This is a genomic window from Streptomyces sp. 7N604 (assembly GCF_052245475.1).
In the GTDB taxonomy this organism is placed as follows: domain Bacteria; phylum Actinomycetota; class Actinomycetes; order Streptomycetales; family Streptomycetaceae; genus Streptomyces.
In genome coordinates this window covers 68450-91038 of record NZ_JBQQBX010000010.1, presented here as the reverse complement: position 1 = coordinate 91038, position 22589 = coordinate 68450, and the positions used below count along the sequence as shown (strand labels likewise).

Genomic DNA, 22589 nt, shown 5'->3' with positions numbered 1-22589 from the left:
GTGAGATCGGTCAGACAGGAACGGCCGAATCTTCTCGTTTGAACAGCCTCAGTGTTGAGCACGGCAACATCGTCCGCCTGCCTCGTGGGCCGGTTGCCCTGAGTGGCCGGGCGAGTACGCTGAACGGAACGCGGGTCCCAAGTGGGTTTCGAGATGGGGGATACATCGGTGCCAGGGGAGGTGCATCGGCACTACGAGCGGCTTGCCGACACGTACGACGACAACTGGGCCTACAACCCGGACTACCTATGGTGGATGGCCGCCCGTATCGCTGAAGCTCTGGAGATCGAGCCCTCGGACCGGATTGCGGACATTGGGTGCGGCACAGGGCTGTTCGCCCGTGAAGTCGCCAACCTCGTCAACCCCCAGCTCCCGCTGCAGTGCGTGGACCCGTCGGCCGCCATGCTCAAGCAACTCGATCCCTCCGAGGGACTCTGGCCCATCCAGGCGTCTGCTGAGGACCTGGCGCAGCGGCGCGTGCAATTGCCGCATGCGCCGCTGGATGCGGCGTGGATGAAGGAGGCCGTGCATCATGTCGCCGACAAGGGGGCGACGCTGGCCGGCCTCGCCGAGCAGCTCGCCCCGGGCGGTCGGTTGCTGATCGTGATGCTGCCGGCCACGATCGAGTACCCGTTGTTCAGCGAGGCCCTGAAGCGGTACGAAGCGTTGCAGCCCAACCCGGCCGACATCGCCCAGCACCTGACCTCTGCTGGCCTGCGCACCAGCCTCACGTATGTCGAGCATCAGCTCACCCTCAACACCGAGCGGTACTTGGCCATGGTGCGGGCCCGCTACATGTCGTTGCTGTCCTTGTTCAGCGATGCGGAGATCGAAGCGGGTATCGAGGAGATCCGTCGCCGTCACCCGGAGCCGGAGCTGAGCTTCCCCGATCGCTTCGCCTTCGTCCTGGGGCGACGCGAGGAGTCCGTATCGCCTTCCGTACCGTCTGAAGTTCCCGGGAGTGGGCCGTGACCGGCATGGTCGATGAGCGGTTGAGCCGCTTGCGCCTGGAGCTGGATGACCACACACGTATCGCCGAGCGATTGGGTCTTGACCTTGAGCGGCCGCTGCGATCGCTGAGCGACGGCTACCCGGAGAATGCCATCACACTGATCGGCAAGCTCACCGAGAAGCTGCTGAAGCAGTTATGGCGGCACCACCAGGTCCCCGGCGACCCGGCGGGCCGCGCCCTGAACGATCTGATCAAGGGATGCCGACCGCACATTCGCAGCAGCACCGTCATCGATGCGTTCACCGACATCCAGCGCCTGCGTAACCGCTCCTCCCACGACGGCTACGAGATCACAGACGAAGACGGATTGCTCGCCGTACGTCGGCTGGTCACGGTCCTGGCCTGGTTTACCAGCACCGCCCACCAGGCCCTGACCGGCGGCGATCCCCACCTGGCGCCCGAGGCCGCCCGCCGAACGGAGTTCCTCTCCGGCCTCTACATCACGCTGGGCTACCGCGTCGCCAAGCGCTTCGTCCTCTCCCAGGACACCGTCTACCAGCTGTTCTGCCGCGAATCCGGCGTGCGCTTGGAGTACGTGGAGCTGCTGCTGTCCACCAACGCCGACGAACTGGGCTCCGTCCTGGACTCCACCGGCGGCGAACTGCTGCGCACCCGGCTGCCTAAAGTCACTCGTTTCGTCATCCTCGACGACGACCTGGCCGATACCCACGGACTCCTCGGACAGGACTACCGCTGCGTCCGCTACGAGCACTTCGTCGGCACCCTGATCGACCTCGATACCCATCTCGCAGCCGTCGCCACCGCCGCTCCAGTCCCCTCGCCGGAGCGCGCCCCACTGCCCGCGGCGCTGCTCACCACCGACCCCCGGACCGGCGAAAGCCGGATCACGGATGCGGCGGACGCGGAAGCGCTGCTGGCCCAGATGGCCCACGGTTCGGCAAACGTCCTGGTCATCGGGCGGCCGGGGAGTGGGAAGAGCACCCTGCTGCGGACCCTGGTCACCGACTCGCCGCCAGCCGTCGACCGGCATCGCTTCTATTTCGACCTGAGCCTGAAAGCGAAGGACGAGACCTTCGCCGAGTACGTTGCCCGTACTGTCACTCCGCGCAACGCCGAGGACCGTGACCGGGCCTTCGCCCTCTTCCTGTACCTGGTGCGCTCTGGTTCTGCGCTGTGCGTTCTGGACGCCATCGACGAAGCGGTCGACGAACCCAGCCCCGCCGGCTTCCTCCGCCTGTTCGCCGACCTCGCCCCCGTGCTCTCGGCTGAGTCGTCGGTGGTGATGAGCTCGCGCGTCGCTTTCCTCGCCGACTCCCCGCAGGTCCGCGGACTCCTCGACCACCACAGCGCACTCTCGGAGCAGTTGGTGGAGCAGATGTACGCAGGCGGCGTCGACCCCGACCGCATGCCCCACATCAGCGTCCTCCGCTTGATCGACGACCCGCGCCCCGGCACGCAGTCGCCCACCATCGTCGTCGGGGCGACACCGCTGGAGCGGAAACTCTCCGCCGCTCTCGATGTCGACGAACCCATGCCCCTCGGCCAGCTGCTCGCCCGGCACATCGACACCACCCTGCACACGACGGGCCTGGCGCACGTGGCCGAGTCGCTCGCCCACCTCGCCGGGCGGGCCTTCACCGCAGGCCGCACCGTGTTCCCGCTGCTGGAACTCCACAATGTCCTGGGCCCGGAGATCTTCCGCGACGGGCGCATAGACACTGCCGCGCTCCGTTTGGCCGCGCTGTTCCGCCCGGTCGGCACCGACGCGGTAGCGTTCTTGCACTCCGCGTACCAAGAACTCCTCACAGCCCACTACCTCGCTCCGGCCTCCAACCGGGAGCAGGCCGCAGCCCTGCCGGGCGGCGTGCACCTCACCGAACAAGTCCGCGCCTTCCTCTCCCACCACTCCACCGGGACCCCGGCCAGCGACGACTGCGTCCTTCCGGTCGGCGTCTATCTCGTCGGCCCGCCCGAGCGCCTGCTCCTGCGCCGGATCAGCCGCCCGGTGCGCTTCGACCGCCACCCGGTCACCGTCGCCCGTTACCGCCGCTTCCTCGAGGTCCTGAACGAGGACGGCACCTCCGACTGGGACCACCCCAACCAGCCCGCCGGAATCACCCACACGCCCTGGACACAACGCCTGAGGGTCCCCGACTACTACCGCGATCCCCGCTACGACAACTACCCCGCGGTCTGCGTCAACTGGTGGAGCGCCTACGCCTTCGCCGCCTTCGAGAACAAGCGCCTGCCGACCTCGCTGGAATGGGAAGCCGCCGCCCGGGGCACCGACGGCCGGCTCTTCCCTTGGGGCGACACTCCCGACCTGGACGCGGTCAACTGCGTCGACGCCTGGGTGGGCCGACCGATCGTCACCTACCAGGCATGGAAGGCCGAATACGACCGCAGCCAGCTGGCCGATGCCTGGGTGACCCCGGTCGAGGCCCACACTTCCAACAGGTCCCCGTACGGGATCCGCGGCATGGTCGGCAACGTCTGGGAATGGACCTGCACCAGCCTCAACGACCCCGGGGAAGCCGTCATCTGCGGCGGCTCCTACGACAACCCCTTGCGGGCCGTCCAGACCAGTGCCAAAGCCCTCTACCGGCGCCGCGGGAGCAGCAACGTCGTCGGCTTCCGCCTCGTCCAAGACCTGCCCCGGGCCGACTGGAGCAGCAGCGATGAGTGAGGAGACAGCCGGCACCGTGCCCGACAGCCCACCCCACTTCGGCCGCATCATCGACCGCCAGGCCTTCGGCGGCGGCGCCCAAGGCCGCGTCGGGACCTTCGTCGTCCAGGACGAAGCCGATGGAAGCAGCTACTCCTTCGACTACACCGACATCGTCACCGAAGGCTTTCGCACCATCCGCACCGGCGAACGCGTCCGCTTCCACCTGCCCCACTCCGACGCCTGGCGCGCCACCTTCGTCATCCGCCTCGACCAGCCCGACCCGGAAGCCTTCTACGAGTGAGGCCCACGCGTACTCCCGCGTCCGGCGTCCGCCAGACCATCGCCGTCGTCCTGCCCGCCCAACTGCCCTCTCCCCCTGCGTGGGACGAAGGCCCCTTGCCCTTCCATCACGGCGCACGCCGCGCGGACCGGCCAACCCGGAGCACCTACTTCACCACCGCCGCAGCACGGGTCCTTTACGGCGAGCCCGAACGCCCCTGCCGCTGGCACCGCACCACCACCGCAACCCAAGGCACCCTCACCGCCGAGGGAGTAGAACTCCTCCACACCCCACTCGGCAATGACCCACACCGCGCTCTCGCCATCCTCCACGTATCCGCCGACGGCACCACACTCCACGACTTCCATGACACCCTGCGGGCCCTCGCCGGCCGCCAGGCAGCACCGCCCTCACCCCTCACCGGCGAACTCCACCCCGAACAGCTCCTGCAGGGCCAGGCCCGCCTCACCACCGGCGCCGCGCCCTTCACTATCGCCTTCCTCACCCCGGCCCGGACACGCCTGCCGCACCTCTACCCCCGGATCTACCGTCGCCGCTGGTGCCCTGCTGACCAGTGGCTGTGGGCTCTGGCCTCCCGCACGAACGCGGTCGACTACCCGCCCGACACCACCGACATCCCCGCCCTCACCGGCGGCACACTCCGCCTATCAGCAGACTGGAGCGCCCTAGTCCTCCGGGACGGTGCCGCCTTCATCGGCCGCCGCCGTGACCTCGGCCACGACGACCCGTTCTTCGGATACGCCGAACAACTCGCCCGCACCGTCTACCTCGACGCCTTCCTCCTGGGCACGATCCAGCACAGCCACATCGACCAGCTCACCGAGAACCTCTCCCGCGTCTTCGACGGTACCCACCTCGCCCGCCGTGTCGTTGCGCTGGAAGAGCACATCGCCCAATTCCGCAGCACCTACTGGCGCCAGCACCTCACCCACCACGGCCCGGCCAATGACCTCCTGCTCGCATACCAAAACCAGCACCGCCTCCCCGCCCGCTTCGCCGAGATCCTCACCGAAGCAACCGACTACGCCCGCCTCGTCCAAAGCCAGGAAAGCCAACAGATCAGCGGCGCCCTCGGCATCCTGACCATCCTCGGCCTCCCCATCAGCACCGCGCTGGCCGCACAACAGGTCCTCGCCGACGACAACCCCTGGCATCTCCTCGCCTACACCAGCGCTGCCCTCGCTACCTCCGCTGCTCTCCTCACCACCCGCTACGGCCGCCTCGTCCTCAGCGCCCTCCGCGGACACCCCAAACAGCGGTAAGCAGCCCCCTCCCCGGCCGCGGATGTCCCAATGCGATCAAGACCCGGGATGGCAGAGTGGGCCCGTGACACAGGACGAACTGATGAGCGCGTTGTCCGGACTGCGGCGCGCTCAGATAGGCAGCCGCCGCGCGCCGCACAAGCCGCTGCTCGTGCTCTGGCTGCTGGGGCGGTTTCTCGTCTCGGGCAATACCGCGGTCACGTACGACGAAGCAGAAGAGCCCGTCAGCCGCCTCATCAACGACTTCGGACCAGCCATGACGAGCCGTTCGAGGGCGCGGGAGCGGGCCGCGATGCCGTTCGTGCATCTTGAGCGCGAGGTGTGGGACCTGCGGGACCGACACGGCAACGTCATTGATCAGGACGCTCCGGAGCGCGGCAGCTGGCTGCGATCGCGCGGCGCCCATGGACGGCTGCACATCCAGGTCGAGAAGCTGCTGGCCGATCCCAGCACGCTCGCAGGAGCCGTACGGCTCCTGCTGGAGCAGCACTTCACCCCTGCGCTGGAATTGCCCATCCGCGATGCCATCGGACTGGACCTCGTCGGCCTGGATGACGTGATCTACGAGCCGGCGACAAGGAAGGGACGCAAGAGACGTGCAGGGTTCGCCGAAGAGGTGCTGCGCGCCTACGCGTACGCCTGCGCTTTCTGCGGATTCGACGGAGCGCTCGGCCGGAATCCCGTGGGTATCGAGGCCGCGCATGTTCGGTGGCACAGCCAAGACGGGCCCGACGAGGTCAGCAACGGACTGGCCCTGTGCTCCCTGCATCACAGGCTCTTCGATCTCGGTGTCCTCGGTCTTCTCCCCGAACTCCGTATCCAGGTATCCGAGATGTTCGTCGCCCGCAGCCCAGCGGGACGAGCCATTGACGCCCTTCATGGACAGCCCATTGCTTCACCCCGTCCCGGACGGGACACGGTTGACGCCCAGTACGTCATCTGGCACGGGCAGCAGGTCTTCAAGCGTCCCGGATCCCAGACGGCCTAACCAGCTCGTCTTCCGGTAATTTGCAGCGCCTACAGCGGTGGGAAGGTGGAGCTGATTAGCCAGCAGCAACACTCAACTGATCTTTCGGGCGCACGTCGTAGGGATAGTGCCGCCTTTCACCCAATACCAGTCGAGGCCCCGTTTGTCGCATGCCCGGTAATAGTCGCCGCTGGACTCAGCACGGCCCAGATGAGTGAAGCAAGAGCGCAGGACGTCACCACGGCGAACGTAACGGACAATCCGAGCGCGTGGATCGGGATCATACCGGACGGCGACCGTCTGGCCGGTCACGCGCACGCTCTTGCAGCGGTAGGTCGCCGCAGCGGCGGGGTCGGCGACGGAACCGGTGGCGATAAGAGCGGCTGTGGCCAACAGCGTGGCCGCCACCGGACGGAATGGGGTGCGGCGCATCGAACCCTCCTGATGAGCAACTCGTCACCAGGACAACCACGACCAAGATGATTTCGGAACGGTGCATCACCTATATGGCAGCAGGGGACGATTTGCCTCGCGACGCTCCAGCCGCGGGGGCAAAGGTAAAGCGATCTCCTCGGATGGACCGGTAGCAAGTGTTTTCGCCAGGAGGAATGTGCAGAACCACCCCCGGCCAGCGGCCTCATCTGACGCCATTCCCTCATCCGTCGGTCGGCCCGCGTCGGGCTCCACCGCCGTTCCTGGCCGATACTCAAGGAACTGCCGCAATAGACCGGCCCTCCCCCTGAGCCCACGCAGCGGTCTGTCGGCGCTTGAAAATGGCTCTGTCCGCAGTTTCGTGATAACCGCGATCATGGTGGGAGTCCCGGACGCCCCAGGGTCAGCGCCTGATCCTGGGGCGGCCGCTCTCCAATGCGTTCCGTGCCGCCTCCATGAAGGCGTAGCGATATTCGCGCTTGGCGGGATTCTGTTCAGACGGAACGGTGTTGCGCATGTGGGTGTGTAGCACCGTGGTGTAGTCATGGGCGGCCTGGGCTGTCTCATGCGCACAGGTCAACTCGACGGCCTTCTTCGCCAGCCACAGGTCGTGGAGCTTCTCGTCTGCAGGGTCTTCAGAAGTCGGGAGGCCAAGTTCTCGGCGATCTAGTATTAACTCGACGCGTTGCGCGGCAGCGAGGAATCCCAAGATGGCTTCCTTGCGTTCAGCGCGTTCTGCGTCCGTGCGTTGCCGCCGATCACGTTGCACCTCGACACGCGTCGCCAGGTACTGCCCTACGAGGGTCCCCGCAGTCCCGAGGAGAACACCGATCAGGGCGAGAACTGTGCCTCCTGTAACTCCACCCATGACATACAGCCTGGTAGATGGCTGCTGTGCCACGGCGGGGTTCTTGAAAACCAGCTTCTGCTCGAGCTCCAGGGTCATGGCTGGGTGAGGATGCGGGTCCGGAGGAGTTCGAACGAGGATCGGCCGTACATGGCTCGCTTGAGAGTTTTAACCCGGTTTACGTGTCCTTCGACGACACCGGAACTCCACGGGAGGGTGAGGCCGGCGGTGACGGCGTCGAGGTCCTGGCGGAGGAAGCCGGCGAAGCTCTGCATCGGCTTCGGTGCATCCTGTTCGGCCTGCCGGATCCACTCCCAGCAGCAGGTAGCCGCGCTGGTGACGTACCAGGTCGGCGAAGGCGCGGGCGAGCGCAGGCCCGGGTGATGTCCGGGCAGGCGAGCCGGACCTGAAGCAGCCGCCGGTCCTGGCTCTCGGTGAGATTCTCGCGCGGTCGCATGATCCAGGAGGTGATCTTGCGTGGGCTGGGGATGTCGGCCCGGACCGGTTCGGCGGTGCCCGCGCGGAGAGCGGCGAGGTGTTTGCGGACGACCTGGCGGCTGCCCCGGTAGCCGCGCTCGTGGATCTCGTGGAACAGGCGGGTGCCGCTGACCTGCCCTTGGGTCTCGGTGAAGCGGGCGTTGAGGTATGCCTTGAACGGCTCCAGGACGCCGTTGGGGCGGCGGTCGCGGGCGGAGGCCAGCAGTTGGTCGAGGTCGGTGTCGCGGAAGCGGCGCACGGTCTTGCGGTCCAAGTTCAGCCGCCGGGCGATCGCGCTGATCGTCCAGCCCTTCTCCAGCAGGCGGTGGATGTCCTCGTAGCGGTGCCGGGTGCGTTCGATGATCTGAGTGCGCGGCAACTCCGGCATCAGCAGGTCCGTCAGGACCGGTTCCAACCCCCTCGGCTCAGCCTCCTGTTCGGCGTGTTTGAGCAGGCAGTTGCGGTGCTGGTGGCAGGTTCTTCTCCACTGCCGCCGACAGGTTCTGAAGCAAACGCCACCGATCCGCGACTTCCAGGGCGTCCGGGGCGGCCTCCTTGACCGCTTTGGTATAGGCGGAGGCGCGGTCCCGGCAGATGATCTCCGCTCCGGGATGCTCCTTGAGCCAGGCCGCGAAGGTCTCCGAGGTTCGGTCGGGCAGCACGTCAACGACGCGTCCGGCCTCGGCGTCGACCAGCACGGTGCCGTAGGTGCAGCCCTTGCGGAAGGCGAACTCGTCCACCCTCAGCACCCGCGGAGCGCGATCCGGCGCCCGCGGGGCCTTCAGCAACCTGAGCAGCCGGGTCCGGCCCGCGGCCAGCCGCAGGCGGTGGCACAGCCGTGCGGCCGGACGGCCGCCCAGCTCCACCGATCGACCGCAGCCAGCCCGTCAGCCCGACGCTGGAGCGGCGGTGCCGCTCGGTCAGGCTGCTGACCTGCTCGACGAACGTCCGACGGGAACAGCTCCTGCGGTCGCAGAAGTACCGGCGTACCAGGAGCCGGACGATGACCCTGCGCGAGCTCAACGGCCGCTCGTCCAGGGTGCGTTGGTACATGCTGTGTACGCGTCTGGCGCGCTTCCGGCAGTCCGGGCAGCGCCCGGACGAGCGGTGGACACCGCCTCCACGACCAAGGTGTCGGAGGGTCGCTGACGCGGTCCACTCGCACATCGATCCCGGGGAACAGCACATCCTCGACCGTCTTGCTCGCCACGGCAGGAATCACCCTGCCGAAACGATCCCCCGTTCCCACCGCTGCCCTGGGGATTCACGGAACTGCGGACAGAGCCATTTTCAAGAATCCTCATCATCCGGCCTCGCAGCCGCCGTCTGCCGCTACAAGCGACACGTCCGCCTCACCACGTGGGACACGGTCTTATTCAGGTCGTTTGTCGAATACGTCGCGTGCCTGGCGCAGTCCGCCGTCTATGACCCCGCCATCAATCGAGTCGGGTGTAGCTCCTCCTGGGGGACGGGGCTGATCAGGCCACCGGGTCATGAGGGGCCGTGGTAGGCCAGGTTCACGGCCAGGGCGGCCACCGCCAGGCAGGAGAACACGGCCCACGGTCCCAACTGGCGGTCATGGACCCGCAGGTGGGCACAGAACGCACCGAGGAAGTACAGCACGAGGCCTGCGGCAGCGAGCGTGCCCAGCACCGGCACGGCAAAACCGGCCAGCAGCCCCAGCCTGCCCGCCGCCAACAGTGCGCCCAGCGGGCGCATCCAGGACCGGGGCACGCGCATTTGTCCGCCTGGCTCTTGGGGTACTCGCGGCCGATGAAGTTGTCCTGCAGCAGCTGCCGCAGAAGCTCTCGCCCCGCCTGGTGAAGGTGTTCTTCGAGTTCGGCATGGGTCCACCCGGCCGCAACTTCGCCCGACATCGTGTCAGTAATTCGAAGGCACTGACCGAGCGGGCAAACGGGTCAATCCGGGATCGTCCTCGTCCAGCCGGCCCCGCTCGACGAGCCGCTTCAACTTCGAGCGCGTGCCCTCGATCTTCCCGACCTCCGCGGGCAGCCCGAATCCTCGGGACGATCTGCTTGGCCCGCACCGGTCCCGGCGCCTCCTGCACTACCTCAAGGGCCTCCCTGGTCCACCTGGAACAGGCCGCCCGGGAACACCAGGTCACGGTCACCGGACCGCTGCCGGGCAACCCCACCCGCCAGCACCACAGGAACGAGGGCTTCGGCCGGGACGACTTCCATATCGACTTCGACCGCCGACAGCTGACCTGCCCCCAGGGCCAGGTCAGCAAGGGATGGCACAGCCCCTACCCGACCTCCTCGCCCACCGCGGCCCCGCTGATCGTGGCGCGGTTCACCAAGAGCCAGTGCCAGCCCTGCCCGGTCCGCACCCGGTGCACCACCTCCCGCGAAAGTGTCCGGAACGTGGGCTTTCCCCCACGAGAACTCCTCGACCTGCAAATCCGCGTCCGCGCCGAGCAGCAGACGCCCGATTGGCAGGCCCGGTATGCAGTCCGCTCCGGAGTCAAGGGCACCGTCAACGAGTTCGCCCATGGACACGGTATGCGCCGCTGCCGCTACCGGAGGCAGCCGAAGGCCCATCTGCAGCACGTCTTCACGGCCATCGCCGTGAACATCGAGCGCCTCAGCGGTCTGCCGCCAACCGGCGAAGCAAACCCCACCCCGACCGCCGACCGCCTTCCAGGACTTCCTGGACCAACACGAGATCCCTCGGCTGAAGTCCTGGCGGGCCGTCAGCGGCTGACACAGACAGATTCAAGATCCCCGACAGAGTCAAGCTCAGTCACAGCGCTGTCGGTCGGTGCGCGACCATCGGCTCCGTCGAGTCACCATGTCCGTACGCCGTCACGCACGCCATGGGTACCCATCGGGCGGGGGTCGTGAGGCATAGCGGATGGCGGAGTCAGGCACACCCGTTCATCCTTGGCCAGGATGTTCGAAGCTCATCCTGCTTCGACTCATTGCTAACCCGAGGCGCCGACCGGGGTCTTCGAAGATCGAGACTGTGGAAGATCCTCTGTTGCTCGCATAGATCGACAAGAGACCGATACGGTACGGATGCAAGGCACTTGACGCCGCGTGAGGCCGCGGACGTCGGGGGAGGATGCCGCGCCAGTGTTGCCACGGCGCCAGCGCGACCTCGGGGAGTGGGGACATGAACAGGTTTTCGAAACTCGAACTTTTGTGGCCGAACAAGGGGCAACTCTTACTCGCTCCCAAAGACGACGCCGGCAAGCCACTGTGGGTCCCACGCGATCATCCAGCCGCGTCAGAGATCCGCATAACGGAGTTCACCGGCTCTTACGGTCAGGTCAACGACTCGGCTCCTCACGCTGACAATCTCGTGATCAACGGCGATAGCCTCGATGTTCTGCGTATACTCGCCGAGGTTCCTCAGTTCCGCCGCGAGTACCGCGGGAAGATCAAAGTATGCTACATCGATCCCCCGTTCAATACAGGCCAGGTCTTCACTCACTATGACGACTGGATGGAGCATTCCACCTGGCTCTCGTTCATGCGCGATCGGCTATTGCTGATTAAGGATCTGCTTGCGCCCGAGGGCACCGTCTGGGTACATCTTGATAACGTGGAAGTACACCGGATGCGCTGCCTTATGGACGAAATCTTTGGCGCAACCTCTTTCCTGAACCAAGTCATTTGGAAGAGAACCCAAGGGAAATCCTCTGCCCGCCGCGGCATGGGTACGATGTGCGACACCCTGCTTGTGTACAGCAAGACGGATGCTGTTTTCCTAAAACCGGTTCTGCTGCCGATGACCGAGAAGCATCTAGCCACGGAGTATCGATTCTCAGACGATAGAGGTCGCTACATGCTGGGCGACCTCAGTGCACCTGGGGTACGAAGTGGCGACTCGGGAGAGGAATGGCGCGGCCGCCAACCACCCGGGCGTGGGCGGCATTGGGCAGCACCCACTGTGCCACGAGTCACCGATGGCGAGGCCGAAGCGCTTCCAACGCGTGAACGACTAGATCTTTTGGATGCAGCCGGTTACATACATTGGCCTGAGGGCGACGATACTGTTCCCAAATTCAAGCGATACTTGCATGAAGACAGTGGAGTCGCAGTCGGCGACCTCTGGGATAACATTCAGCGAGTAGCGAACTCCTCTAAAGAACGCATCGGATACGACACACAAAAGCCGGAAGGATTGGTTGAAAGAGTCCTGAAGATGTCGTCAGAGCCCGGGGACATTGTTCTCGACGTGTTCGGAGGCTCTGGAACCACTGCAGCGGTCGCTCACAAGATGGGGCGGCGCTGGGTCATTGCAGACATCAACCCTGAAAGCATCGATCAATACATCATTCCCCGCCTACGTCGAGTTGTGGACGGCATGGACGAAGCAGGAATAAGTCGACGAGTGTTCGAGGAAGCAGCCGCAGAGAAGCTTCCCGAAGGTACGATCGCCGACGACTTCGCCATTGCATCCAAAGCGCTCAAGGCTGCTATGTCAGCGGGGGTGGTAGGCGACGAAGCAGGCCACACCGGGAAAATATTGAAGCAGTTGCAACAACTCGGCCGCAAGAAGAAGAGGACCGAGGTCCTCTGGTCGGGAGGCGGGGGATTCAGATCGGTCAATGTCGGACCGTCCATGTATGAGGTGACCGAATACGGCGTAATGCTTGCAGAATGGGCAACGAACGGCAAATTCTCTCAAGCAGTCGCCGGCCAATTGGGGTTCGAGTGGCGCGATGAGGGTGCTCCGTTCTGTGGAGCTCGTGGCCGGATGCGACTCGCAGTCTTTGACGGTGCAGTTGGGCCGGAGGAAATTCGGCACCTGGTCGCTGAGCTAGACGAAGTAGAGCGCGCAACGGTAGTGGCGAAGGTGATCCTGCCGGGGGCTGAGGAAGCACTGGCAACAATCTCTCGCGGCTCTCGGATACGTAAGGCGCCTAGGGATCTGTTGACGAGCACGGCGCGACGGATGAGCCGACGAGGGGGTGTTGAGCTATGAGTATCCCCTACGACGCTGATCTAATTGAGCATGTGGCTCACACGCTCGATCTGCGAGCTCCGAACCAGGCTGCTTTAAACGCACTTGCTCGCGAGCTAGAAGATGCCGAGGACGGCGCCGAAATGATAGCCGACCTGGCTACAGGTGTCGGAAAGACTTACATCGCTGGCGCTTTGCTGGATTATCTGCACGAGTCGGGAGTGCGTAATGTTGTGATTGTGACTCCCGGCACGACCATCCAGAATAAGACCGTCGCCAACCTAACACCGGGTCACCCAAAATATCTGCGTGGCCTGCAGTCAAACCCGATGGTCATCACACTGGACACCCTAGAGCGCGGTGATGTCGGAAACGCCTTGGAGGAGACGGAACGGTTCAAGGTCTTCATATTCACCGTTCAGTCACTACTGCGCCCTAACACCCGCAGCGCCTACCGAGCTCATCGTCCTCACGAGACCCTCGGTCAGACCCTTTATAGTTATTTGCGAGCGGCTGACGATCTAGTCGTCATAGCAGACGAGCATCACGTTTACTTCTCTGGAAATGCTAAGAAGTTCCAGAAAGCTATATCCGACATGCGTCCGCTCGCATTGATAGGGCTGACGGCAACTCCGCACGATGCGACGCACGATAAGGTCGTTTACCGCTACCCCCTTTCGGAAGCTATCGCTGATGGTTACGTTAAGGTGCCAGTGCTCGTCTCTCGGCAAGACAACATCAGCGACCTACGGACCCAGATGGCGGACGGTGTCGCGCTGCTTAACGCTAAGGCAAGCGCTATGCGAGACTATTGCAATAGCACTAGAAAGCCTTACGTCGAGCCCATCCTCTTCGTCGTTGCGCAAACAATCGAGGAGGCTACAAGCTTACGAGACATGCTTGTGGCTCCCGACTTCCTAAATGGCCAAGATAAGGTCCTGTTGGTCACCAGCGAAGAGCCTGATAGGACTCTGGCACTGCTGGAAACCCTTGAGAATCCTGGATCTCCCATCCGTGCCGTGGTTTCGGTGTCGATGCTCAAGGAAGGGTGGGACGTCAAGAATATCTATGTCATCGCCGCTGTTCGTGCAATGGAGTCGCAGCTACTAACCGAGCAGGTTTTAGGTCGCGGTATGCGCCTACCGTTTGGGAGCCGCACCGGAAGCCCGATGCTTGACACAGTCGAGGTACTATCTCACCGCTCTTTCACCAGTCTGCTGAGGCAGGCCAAGGCGCTGCTTGAGCAGACGCTGGGTGAGCGCGCCGCGCAGGGAAGCGTGGTCGTTAACCCGACACTGGGGAAGAACGCTCCTGGACTTCCTTTGGAAGGTCTCGGGGACATCACAACTCATGTACTGAGTAGTGAAGTGTCCGAAATCGAGATTCGACTCGCCGGCCCTGCGGCAGCAGATCCAAATCAGCCAGGTCTTTTCGATGTAAATGAGGACCTCGCACAGGAGACTCACGTAGGATTTAGTCTCGCCACGGTAGCTAGTCGAGTAGTTGCAGCGGAAGCGTCTTCTGCCACACTGACTCGAAGGCTGAAGCCTCGGTCCCCTGGCGGCGTCAAAATCCCACTCTACCTGCCTCACCTCACAACCCGCTGGGAGCGAGACCCCTTCTCGCTCACTCAGATCAACCATGCTGACGTGGAAGCCCTAGGCCGCCAATTCTCCGAGGATGACGCCCCAACGCTGACGCGTAAGGCTCTGGATGCGGAGCGTGATGAGCAGGGTCGAGTAAGGTCCGTCATTAAAGACCAGACAGAAGCCGTAATCGCTACTCAGACGGCCATCCCGTTCGACACGATAGAAACAGACCTAGTCAAGCGGCTCCTATCCACCAATGGAATAGCTGCTACCGTGTCAGAGGCCAATGCAGCCGTAAATATTGCCCGGTCATTCATTGTTGGGGCCGGGGTAACACCGGAGATCCCCTGGAGGGCCGAACACGGGAGGCTCGCGACTGCACGTCTCGCCGAATGGATTGCCACTCTGCAGACCTCTAGCCCGGCACGTGAGGTCAGGGAGGTAACTCACGTACGTTGGCCTGACCCACCGGACCGTATGGAAGCTCGTCCGCCAGCAGACCGGCATGTTGTCGGTAGCAGTAAGGACTTCCTGCGCGGTTATCCCTACGACGGCTGGACTCGTTCCGTGTACGAGGTTAACGCCTTTGACGCGTACTCGACCGAGTTCAGATTGGCCACTCTGTTCGAAACCAGTCCCGGTGTCAGGGCATGGATACGAATCAATGAGACTGTTCCCATCCGCATTACTTACTTAGTCGGCGCTATCCAGCGACAGTACGAGCCCGACTTCATCGTTATCGACGATGCTGACGTGTATTGGCTGGTCGAAGGTAAAGCTGATTCAGAGATGAATAGCGCCACAGTGCTAGCTAAGCGTGATGCAGCCCAAGCCTGGGTTTCGACAGTGAACGCCAGTCCAGAAGTCCAAGAGAGGTGGGGCTATATTCTCGCTAGTGAGTCGGTGACCGCTAGCGCCTCTACATGGGCGGCACTCAAGAGCGGCGCTCAGGCTTATCGCTAGATAGCTTTCGCGCCCCTGGAAGTTGCGGGTGTGGCCCTTCGTGGGTCTCGCCACTTCACGCGCGGGCGCGGTGCTCAGGTCGTTCGAGGTACTCCATGACGATCTGGTGGGCGCGCCAGCCGTCCGGGAACTTGGGCGGGACGTCCAGGTGGACGGGCTGGGTGGAGGGATGCCGGTCGAGGAGACCGGGGATGCCCGCGCGGGCGACGACTATGCATGCGTGGCGGTGCCGGGACAGTAGGACGCAGAGGCGGCCGGTCTCCAGGTGGAAGGCGCTGGCGTCGACCCGGCCAGAGAGCGGGTGCCAGACGAGCGTGACATCGAACTCACGGCCCTGGAGGCGGTTGGCGGTGTCGACAGTGATGGCGCCCAGTTCCCGGGGGAGCCGACTGCGGACGGCCTCGGCTTGGTCGTTGTGGGCGACGCCGATGGCGATGCGGGAGGGGGTGAGAGCACGCCCATCGGGTGGGGGTGCCTGGTCGCAGTAGGTGGTGCAGCCTCGTGTGAGGAGGCGCTGGGCGGTGGCCGCGAGGGTGTCGGCCAGTTCGCGGTCGGCGCGCAGCGTGTGCTGGAAGGGAAGTTCCAGGTAGCCCCAGCCGGACTCCGCAGCCCGGTCCAGCACCCGGTCGACGGAGTCGGGGGTGATAGTGGGCAAAAATGTCATGCTCCGGTCGTCCGGGCACGCACCGGGAATAAACGGTGTGAAAGGGTAGAAAGCTCGCTCGACCAGGTCGGCGGCCGAGGCAGGCAGTCGCCAGGAGACCGGGAGATTACGCAAGGGCATCTCGGGATTGTGAGCGAGGGTGACGTCCACAGCATTGCGCAGGGGGTCCCAGGTCAGTCCGGTCCAGCGGTCGGTCGCAACACTGCTGAAGGGATCAAGCTGCCCCGGGTCACCGACGAACAGCGCTTTGTCGAAGAGGCCCGCACAGGTGAGGAGCGCGTCGGAGCGCATTTGGTAGGCCTCGTCGATGATCGCGTGGGTCCAGTGGCCGTCCTTGTCAGGGACCCGGGCCCACTTGGCGGCGGTGGCGATGATGATCGGGGGCAACCCGCCCAGGCCGTTGACGCGTTCGGCACCGCGCACGTTGCCACGTCCCACGAGCCGCTGGGACAGCGACCGACCGGTGCGCAAGAGCCTGCCGACCGTCAAGTCCGGATAGCGATCGGTGAGCCGCTCGGCCAGATCGTCCACTTGCTCATTAGTCTGAGCGACGATCATCACTGGCTCGCCCCGTTGTGCAAGGTGATGTGCCGCGCGCACCACAAGGGTGGACTTCCCGGCACCCGGTGGAGAGTCCACGACGACACCCCGCGCTGAGTCGCCGCCGAGCCGGTCGAGATCTGACAGGACCGTGTCTACGGCGGAGTCAGCCAGGGCGCCGGGGGTGGGGGCAGAAGGGGGCGTGGTGGTCATTCCCATGCCTCGTTCGCGTCGTCATCGGTGGGTTCGTAGGCTTGTGGGGGACCGCCATGCGTCCAGGGAGTGGACTCGTCTTCCGGGAGGGCAGCAGGCAGTGTGAACGTGGGGAGGGTTGTGTAGCAGACCTCCTCACCAAGTTTCGGGATACTGCCTTCGGGTGGGGGAGGCTTTTGGGAACGCCCCATGCCGCCGCTCAGCTCGAAGTCGATGTCGTAGGAGCCCTCGCCCTTGCCTCGGATGGCCAGCACCTCGGCCGTCTGACCGGGGCGAGCTGGACTGCGTACCTTGTCGCTGATCTTCAAGCGACCAGGACTTTGCACGGTGAGCGTGACCAGTGGACGCAGCAGCGCTCTGCCGCTCCGGCCTGTCACCGTACGGTCCGGTTCGCCGCCTGTCACGGTGCCGACAACGGCTTCGCCGGAGAGTTCATACTCGGCCATGACCAGCGGGTCATCGAAGGCCCGCTCGGATCGGTATCGGTCAGCGGCGTCCTCTAAGCGGGCGAGCCGCCGTGCCGCGCCGGAGGCGTGTTCGCGCCGGGCCTGGGGCAGTCCGCCGTCCGCAAGGTAGGCGGAGAATGCGGTGAACCGGTCACGGTCGGTCTGCCAGCGGGAGGCGACGCTGCGGCCCGCGGGAATGTCGCGGAGTCGGTCGATGCCCCGCCACATCAGCTGCCAGGTCGGCAGCAGTTGGGGCAGCAGTTGGGTCTCCAGCTGCCGGATCGCGGCCGCGCGGTGCCGCTCGCCCTGGGCCTGGTCGATCGCCGTGTAGAGCTCGGACAGGATGGTGTCGAACTGCGGGTCAGTGGCGGGTCCGGCGGGTGGGGAGTTGGCGGGGTCCTCGGCCCAGCGTGCCGCCGCAGGCCCGTCGGTGCCGTCCGGAGGATCGATCCACCCCATCAGTGCGCCGAGGTGCGCGTCCTCGGTGGGGCTCTGTCCGGTGGCCCAGTGGGCGCTCAGCTGCTGGGTGAGCGGAAGCAGCAGGCTGGAGGTCGGAAACTCGCTCTGATCTGTGAACCAGCTCAGCCACTGGCCCAATCGGGGTACCGAGGGGTCCACGGCATACGGGCCCTCGGTGCGGCGGAATCGGGTGGAACGGCCGAGCAGGCGCAGGAAGCTCACGCCAGCCGAGTTGGGCACGACCAGCTGCGGGGCGTCGGTACAACGTTCCCGCTGCTCCTTCTTGGCGCCTCGACCGCTTTCGTACATCTCGGTGGCGGCCGTGAAGCCCTCCGCATAGGGAAGCAGATGTCCGGCCAGCCGCGCGGCGAAGAGGAAGCGTTCGGTGCGGTCCTTCGGTTGCGGCACGGCGAGGAGTTCGGGGGCGTTCCGGTCCGTGCCGACCAGTGCGGCCAGCGGGGCGCATGCCTCACCCGCGAGATTCAGCGGTATGAAGACGAGGGGACGGTCAGCGATGTGCGTGTGCCGCACGGTGGTGACGGGAACCGCACGGCCTGTGGCTGTGGCTTCCAGCGTGGCGAGGACGCGCAGAGTGCTCACGCCGTCCCTCCGGTGAGTCGGCGGGCGCGGAGCGCAGTCGCGCTCCTGAGCAGAGACACCACTTCGTCCTGTGCCGAGGAGGGCTCCCGCTCGCCCAGGGCGAGGGCGTACGCGATGCGGGTGTTCTCGAGTCCTGGGAGGCTGTCGCGAACGACGCCGCCCAGGTGCGCCGGCTCACCATCGCGGAGCGCTGCGTCCCGGCAGTAGCGCGAGAGCTCGCACATGTCGAGGCAGCGTGGCCCGTAGAGGTGGGGCAGGGCGTCCACAGTGTCGGTGAGCTGTTCGTTCGTGGCGGCGGGTCGGCCCGTGGCGTCCTGGGACAGGTCGAGCGTGGCACCGGCAGGGAGTGCGACGGCCCGGGCCTCCGCCTGGTCGAGGCGGGCCAGTTGGTGGGCGACGGCATCGAGTTGCTGGCGAAGGTCGACCAGGCGTCCGTAGGGGCGGTTCGTGAAGTCCTTGGGCATCGCCAGCAGAAATCGTTCCGCAACCAGTCCTGGGTCCGCCCCGATCCTGGCCAGCACCTCGCGCAGGGCCAGTACGTACACGGCTGCTTGTTTGGCGGCCTCCGCGACCTTGGCCGCATCGGCTTGTCCGTCCACTGCGGCGAAGGACTTGATGACGATGACGTAGAGCTGGTCGCCGATGCGGTGGCTGACGGCGTCCGGTTCCAGGAAGGCGGTGGTGCCGGCCACCTCCAGCGGAAGAACCGGGTGGTCGAGTATGAGCCGGGCGTCGCAGTTCTGAGCGATGCTCCGGAGCAGGCTCCTGGTTTCAGCCGCACGCGGTTGCCATCCCATGTGCCCACCGACGATGTTGAGGTCGGCAACTGCGGCCTCCGCTATGGAGACACCGAGTTCGGCACGCAGCAGGGTGATCAGCTCGGCATAGCCATTGGCCTTGAGCTGTTCCTCGAACGCCCGCTCGCGAATGATCGCGAATGGGGACCGGCCGGACGGCATGGGTCGGCCAAGTCGTTGGGCGAGTCTGCCCTTGTCGACCCCCGCGGCATCGATCACGGCACGCCGCTCGCAGCCAGGATTGACGGTCAGCGCAGTGATCTTCTGCGCGGTGTAGGCCTGCCTTGCCATACCGCCTCGCAGCCGGTCGAGGAGACTGCTTCCGGTTTGCGGACGAGTGGTTGGCGGCATGGACCTCTTCCAGAACGTGACATGAAATGGGCACGACCGCACCCGGGCGACGCAACGGTTGATGGGGTGTGGCGAGCACGACCTTACTGGCTGCACTACCCGCAGTTACTGATTTTCGGCGGGCGCCGTAGCCTCATCAACACCGCCCATCCGAGTCGCCCCGAACAGCAGGCGCACCGGCTCGGTCAGCACTTCGCGAGCGCGGGCAGCGGCGGCGTGCCGGGCAGCGGTGTCGGCGTCCGCGTGGACCTTGGCCTCGGCGTCCGCCGCCTGTATCACACGGGCAGCGTCAGGCGTGCCATAACCCTCGTAGGCACCGGGGATGTTCAGAGCGAATCGCCGCAGCAGCGCCCACGCCGGGAGCGTCGGCTCGTGGCCGGCGGCCTGCATGCGAGCGATCTGTTCTCCTATGCGCCTGGCATGCGTCAGGAAGTCGGCCCGAGGGCCCAGCGGACCGACGATGCGCTGCTCCAGCGGCCAAGTGGAGACGGCAAGCAACCCGCGGACGGGAGTGAACCGGTCGTGACTGAGGGCCGGGCAGATGTAGAAGGGGCGCGCGAAGGGTTGGGCGGCGAACGAGCGTTCCTCGTCACGGCGCAGCGAACCCAACCTAGTGGTGACTACAGCCTCGGAAAGGAACGCCTCGTGCGTCGCGGCGATCAGTTTTGGTCCTGCAGGGGCGTCAAGAATCGTCAGGGCCTGGTGCGCCTGTTCACGGATCGGAACCGCCGCCCCCTTGACGCGGGGGGCGGGCGGTGGCGGCACCGGTGCCGTCTGCGGGCCGTCCGTCTCCGGCCCCTCGGGTTCTTCCAACGCGCCCAGCTCATCCAGGCGCCGACTGTATGCCTGCACGATGTCGCGGAGCTCCGCCCGAAGCTGTCGTGCGGTGACCTTATCGCCACGGCGGGTCGCGACGCTGATGGCGGTTCGGTACTCCGCCATCCGGCCTTCGAGCGCTTCCAGTGACTCGGTCATGAGGCATACCCTACCCAGCCCCCACCCAATGCTTCAAGCTCCAATCTCTTCCAATAATTTGCGTGAAACAGGGGTGTGTGGTTACCGTGAGACCCGGCTGCTCCAGCTGACCCCGTGTCAGCGACGCCCTCCTCGCAGCCACACGGCGCGGTACTGCCGCGCCCGGTCCCAGCGCGTGCGGTGCCGTCAGGCTGCCGCCGCCCCACGTCGTGCCTTCCCCCACCGGCACGCAGCACCGCATTCGGCATCGCGCCACATCACGTCACGCAGGAGCAGCACACCCCATGTCCCAGTCCACCCTCACCGCGACCCGCACCCTCTATCGGCTGATCGGCGTCGAGCCCACCATGGAGGCCATGTTCGACAGCATCCCGGCCGCCAAGCTCGACGAGATCGGCGCCGAGTTCCGACCGCTCAATCACCTCGGTGTCCCCGCCATCGCCTTGCACGGCCGCTTCAGCAAGGAGGAGGCGAGTTGGTGCGCGGACTTCTCGCGGCTCACCGGGTGGCCGGTGAGGCAGCCCTCACTGCGCAGCCTGGGGCTTGTCCTGTTCGCGGTCGACGGGCATGCCTACGCCTTGGCCTACGGAGACGGCTTCCGGCTGGTGCCGGGGCTGCTCAAGGACCGCCGCTTCGGGCTGCGGTTCGTGATCCGCAGTATCGACCCGGAGGACGTCCGTGCCGCCGTGGCCCGGACCCCTGGCCAGGGACGGACCGACATCGCAGTGCTGCCAGGTGGCGCGCCGGTCGGAACGTTGGGCTTGGACACCTACACCAAGCTTGTGCAGCGCATGAGCGGTCGGCTGGCGAGGCCCGAGCTGACCTGCGAACGCATTGGCGGCCGACGGGTGCGTAGTGTCGAAGGAGGCAGCGGCCTGCGTCTCCCCTACGGGGCGAACGCGCAGGCGCTGATCAGCGACGTCCGCACGATCGCGAAGGTGTGCCGGGACGAACTCCCGCATCCTCAACTGGAGTTCGTCGACTCGGTCGTACCCATCGAGGACCGAAGCACGATCGTGCTCCTGGAAGAGGCAGTCGACGAGGCGCTCGGGACCATCGACGGAATCCGAGCAGTCGCGGCCGTACCCTCCGACTGCTTCGTGGACTTCGCCCGGTCCCGCGCCATTGGCATTCGCTTGGGCTCCGGTGACGAGCGCGTCACCGATACCTTCGATCTCGACTATGTACGCGGCAGGCTGCGGTTCCACCGGCCGGGACGCCGCATCTCCGCCCTGCGCCAGGGCCAAGTGACGCTATACCGCGACCGGCGCGCTCGGCCGGGCGACGTCATCCGTACCGACTGGCTGCCGCGCTGGATCGATGCGGATCTTCTCCAGGCGGACGGGCGCCGCTTCATCCTCATGGAAGGGGAATGGCACGAGTTCGACCAGGCGTATCTCACGGGCCTGGCCGCCACGACGCGGCGCTTGATCGTCCCCTCCTCGTCGGTGGACCTGCCGCCCTGGTTCGAAGGAGACGACGAGGAGGCGTACAACAAGAGCGTCCAGCGGACCCGATCCGGATTCATCTGCCTGGACCGCAAGACGGTCCGGACCCCCCTTCACCAGCGCAATGGGGTCGAGATCTGCGATCTCCTCGCGCCGGACAACACCCTGGTGATGGTCAAGCAGGCCAGCGGCTCGGCGGCGCTCAGCCATCTGTTCAACCAGGGCGTGGTGGCGGTCGACGCTCTGCTCAACCAGCCAGAGGCGCGTGCGGGATTCGCCGCCAGGGTTGCGGCTCTGGGCGGGGAGCGGCGCCTGCCGGAAAGTTTCCTCCCCGAGCGCGTGGTCTACGCCATTCTCCTCAAGGGCCACACGGAACTCACCGTCGACACCCTCTATCCCTTCGCCCAGGTCGCGCTCGCTCACGCGGCCCGGACGCTCCAGTCGCACGGTGTTCGGGTGGAGGTTGTCGGCATCCCCCTGGCGGACTCTTTGGAAGCCGGCCACCAGGCCGCATGAAGTCGAAGGGTGCCGGCGTCTCGCCGCGACGCCGGCACCCAAGAGCGTGGTGGCACGGTGCCAGATCGCTGAGAAGGAGGTTGCGAATGAGTCGGGACCGCCCCTCCACCATCACCGTGGCGCAAATGGGTAGGTCGGCGCCCTGGGCACGACCAGCCATGTTTGGGTC

General features: G+C 65.5%; 20 protein-coding genes. 9 read left to right on the top strand and 11 right to left on the bottom strand.

Annotation, left to right across the window (positions count from 1 at the left end; genetic code table 11):
* The first annotated feature begins 141 nt into the window (after positions 1-141).
* The 5 genes from ACTWP8_RS13050 to ACTWP8_RS13030 all read left to right on the top strand — a co-directional run bounded on the left by ACTWP8_RS13050 (position 142) and on the right by ACTWP8_RS13030 (position 6192).
* The gene (locus tag ACTWP8_RS13050; RefSeq protein ID WP_443322304.1) at positions 142-972 is read left to right on the top strand and encodes a class I SAM-dependent methyltransferase; all 831 of its coding nucleotides are present in this window, start codon (positions 142-144) and stop codon (positions 970-972) included.
* A 5-nt stretch (positions 973-977) separates the two neighbouring features.
* Positions 978-3659, top strand: a complete 2682-nt coding sequence (locus ACTWP8_RS13045) for an SUMF1/EgtB/PvdO family nonheme iron enzyme (protein ID WP_443322397.1) — start codon at positions 978-980, stop codon at positions 3657-3659.
* The gene (locus tag ACTWP8_RS13040) at positions 3652-3942 is read left to right on the top strand and encodes a hypothetical protein (protein ID WP_443322303.1); all 291 of its coding nucleotides are present in this window, start codon (positions 3652-3654) and stop codon (positions 3940-3942) included. The genes ACTWP8_RS13045 and ACTWP8_RS13040 overlap by 8 nt, the downstream gene beginning before the upstream one ends.
* Entirely contained in the window at positions 3939-5204 is a 1266-nt protein-coding gene (locus ACTWP8_RS13035; protein ID WP_443322302.1) for a hypothetical protein, read from the top strand. The genes ACTWP8_RS13040 and ACTWP8_RS13035 overlap by 4 nt, the downstream gene beginning before the upstream one ends.
* Positions 5205-5268: 64 nt before the next feature.
* Positions 5269-6192 (top strand): phosphorothioated DNA-binding restriction endonuclease, encoded by a 924-nt coding sequence (locus tag ACTWP8_RS13030; protein ID WP_443322301.1) that lies wholly within the window; start codon positions 5269-5271, stop codon positions 6190-6192.
* 72 nt (positions 6193-6264) lie between these two features.
* On the opposite strand, the gene ACTWP8_RS13025 is transcribed toward ACTWP8_RS13030, so the two are convergent.
* The 7 genes from ACTWP8_RS13025 to ACTWP8_RS12995 all read right to left on the bottom strand — a co-directional run bounded on the left by ACTWP8_RS13025 (position 6265) and on the right by ACTWP8_RS12995 (position 10188).
* On the bottom strand, positions 6265-6603 hold the full coding sequence (locus ACTWP8_RS13025) for a hypothetical protein (protein WP_443322300.1): 339 nt from the start codon (positions 6601-6603) through the stop codon (positions 6265-6267).
* Between the two features lie 403 nt (positions 6604-7006).
* Complete coding sequence (locus tag ACTWP8_RS13020) at positions 7007-7549, bottom strand: hypothetical protein (protein WP_443322299.1); 543 nt, start codon at positions 7547-7549, stop codon at positions 7007-7009.
* A complete protein-coding gene (locus ACTWP8_RS13015; protein ID WP_443322298.1) occupies positions 7546-7725 on the bottom strand; it encodes a transposase in 180 nt (59 codons plus the stop codon). The genes ACTWP8_RS13020 and ACTWP8_RS13015 overlap by 4 nt, the downstream gene beginning before the upstream one ends.
* Before the next feature lie 627 nt (positions 7726-8352).
* On the bottom strand, positions 8353-8667 hold the full coding sequence (locus ACTWP8_RS13010; protein WP_443322297.1) for an ISL3 family transposase: 315 nt from the start codon (positions 8665-8667) through the stop codon (positions 8353-8355).
* A complete protein-coding gene (locus tag ACTWP8_RS13005; RefSeq protein WP_443322296.1) occupies positions 8591-9094 on the bottom strand; it encodes a transposase family protein in 504 nt (167 codons plus the stop codon). Before ACTWP8_RS13005 ends, ACTWP8_RS13010 begins: the two co-directional genes overlap by 77 nt.
* 324 nt (positions 9095-9418) lie before the next feature.
* A complete protein-coding gene (locus ACTWP8_RS13000; protein WP_443322295.1) occupies positions 9419-9781 on the bottom strand; it encodes a DoxX family protein in 363 nt (120 codons plus the stop codon).
* A 218-nt stretch (positions 9782-9999) separates the two neighbouring features.
* Entirely contained in the window at positions 10000-10188 is a 189-nt protein-coding gene (locus ACTWP8_RS12995) for a hypothetical protein (protein ID WP_443322404.1), read from the bottom strand.
* Here ACTWP8_RS12995 and ACTWP8_RS12990 point away from each other — a divergent pair.
* The 3 genes from ACTWP8_RS12990 to ACTWP8_RS12980 all read left to right on the top strand — a co-directional run bounded on the left by ACTWP8_RS12990 (position 10129) and on the right by ACTWP8_RS12980 (position 15411).
* Positions 10129-10791: a transposase gene (locus ACTWP8_RS12990; RefSeq protein WP_443322396.1), complete on the top strand. Its 663-nt coding sequence runs from the start codon at positions 10129-10131 to the stop codon at positions 10789-10791. The genes ACTWP8_RS12995 and ACTWP8_RS12990 overlap by 60 nt on opposite strands.
* 271 nt (positions 10792-11062) lie before the next feature.
* Positions 11063-12880, top strand: a complete 1818-nt coding sequence (locus ACTWP8_RS12985) for a site-specific DNA-methyltransferase (RefSeq protein WP_443322294.1) — start codon at positions 11063-11065, stop codon at positions 12878-12880.
* Positions 12877-15411 carry a DEAD/DEAH box helicase gene (locus ACTWP8_RS12980; RefSeq protein ID WP_443322293.1) on the top strand — a complete coding sequence of 845 codons (2535 nt, stop codon included), beginning with the start codon at positions 12877-12879 and terminating at the stop codon, positions 15409-15411. The genes ACTWP8_RS12985 and ACTWP8_RS12980 overlap by 4 nt, the downstream gene beginning before the upstream one ends.
* A gap of 55 nt (positions 15412-15466) precedes the next feature.
* Here the strand turns inward: ACTWP8_RS12980 and ACTWP8_RS12975 are convergent, their stop codons facing one another.
* From ACTWP8_RS12975 to ACTWP8_RS12960, 4 genes are all read right to left on the bottom strand, one after another.
* A complete protein-coding gene (locus ACTWP8_RS12975; protein WP_443322292.1) occupies positions 15467-16828 on the bottom strand; it encodes an AAA family ATPase in 1362 nt (453 codons plus the stop codon).
* On the bottom strand, positions 16825-18333 hold the full coding sequence (locus ACTWP8_RS12970; protein ID WP_443322291.1) for a hypothetical protein: 1509 nt from the start codon (positions 18331-18333) through the stop codon (positions 16825-16827). The genes ACTWP8_RS12975 and ACTWP8_RS12970 overlap by 4 nt, the downstream gene beginning before the upstream one ends.
* The gene (locus ACTWP8_RS12965; protein ID WP_443322290.1) at positions 18330-19421 is read right to left on the bottom strand and encodes a hypothetical protein; all 1092 of its coding nucleotides are present in this window, start codon (positions 19419-19421) and stop codon (positions 18330-18332) included. Before ACTWP8_RS12965 ends, ACTWP8_RS12970 begins: the two co-directional genes overlap by 4 nt.
* Positions 19422-19586: 165 nt before the next feature.
* On the bottom strand, positions 19587-20456 hold the full coding sequence (locus tag ACTWP8_RS12960) for a hypothetical protein (protein ID WP_443322289.1): 870 nt from the start codon (positions 20454-20456) through the stop codon (positions 19587-19589).
* A 284-nt stretch (positions 20457-20740) separates the two neighbouring features.
* Here ACTWP8_RS12960 and ACTWP8_RS12955 point away from each other — a divergent pair, with 284 nt between their 5' ends.
* Positions 20741-22420, top strand: a complete 1680-nt coding sequence (locus ACTWP8_RS12955) for a DUF6119 family protein (RefSeq protein WP_443322288.1) — start codon at positions 20741-20743, stop codon at positions 22418-22420.
* Positions 22421-22589: the final 169 nt, after the last annotated feature.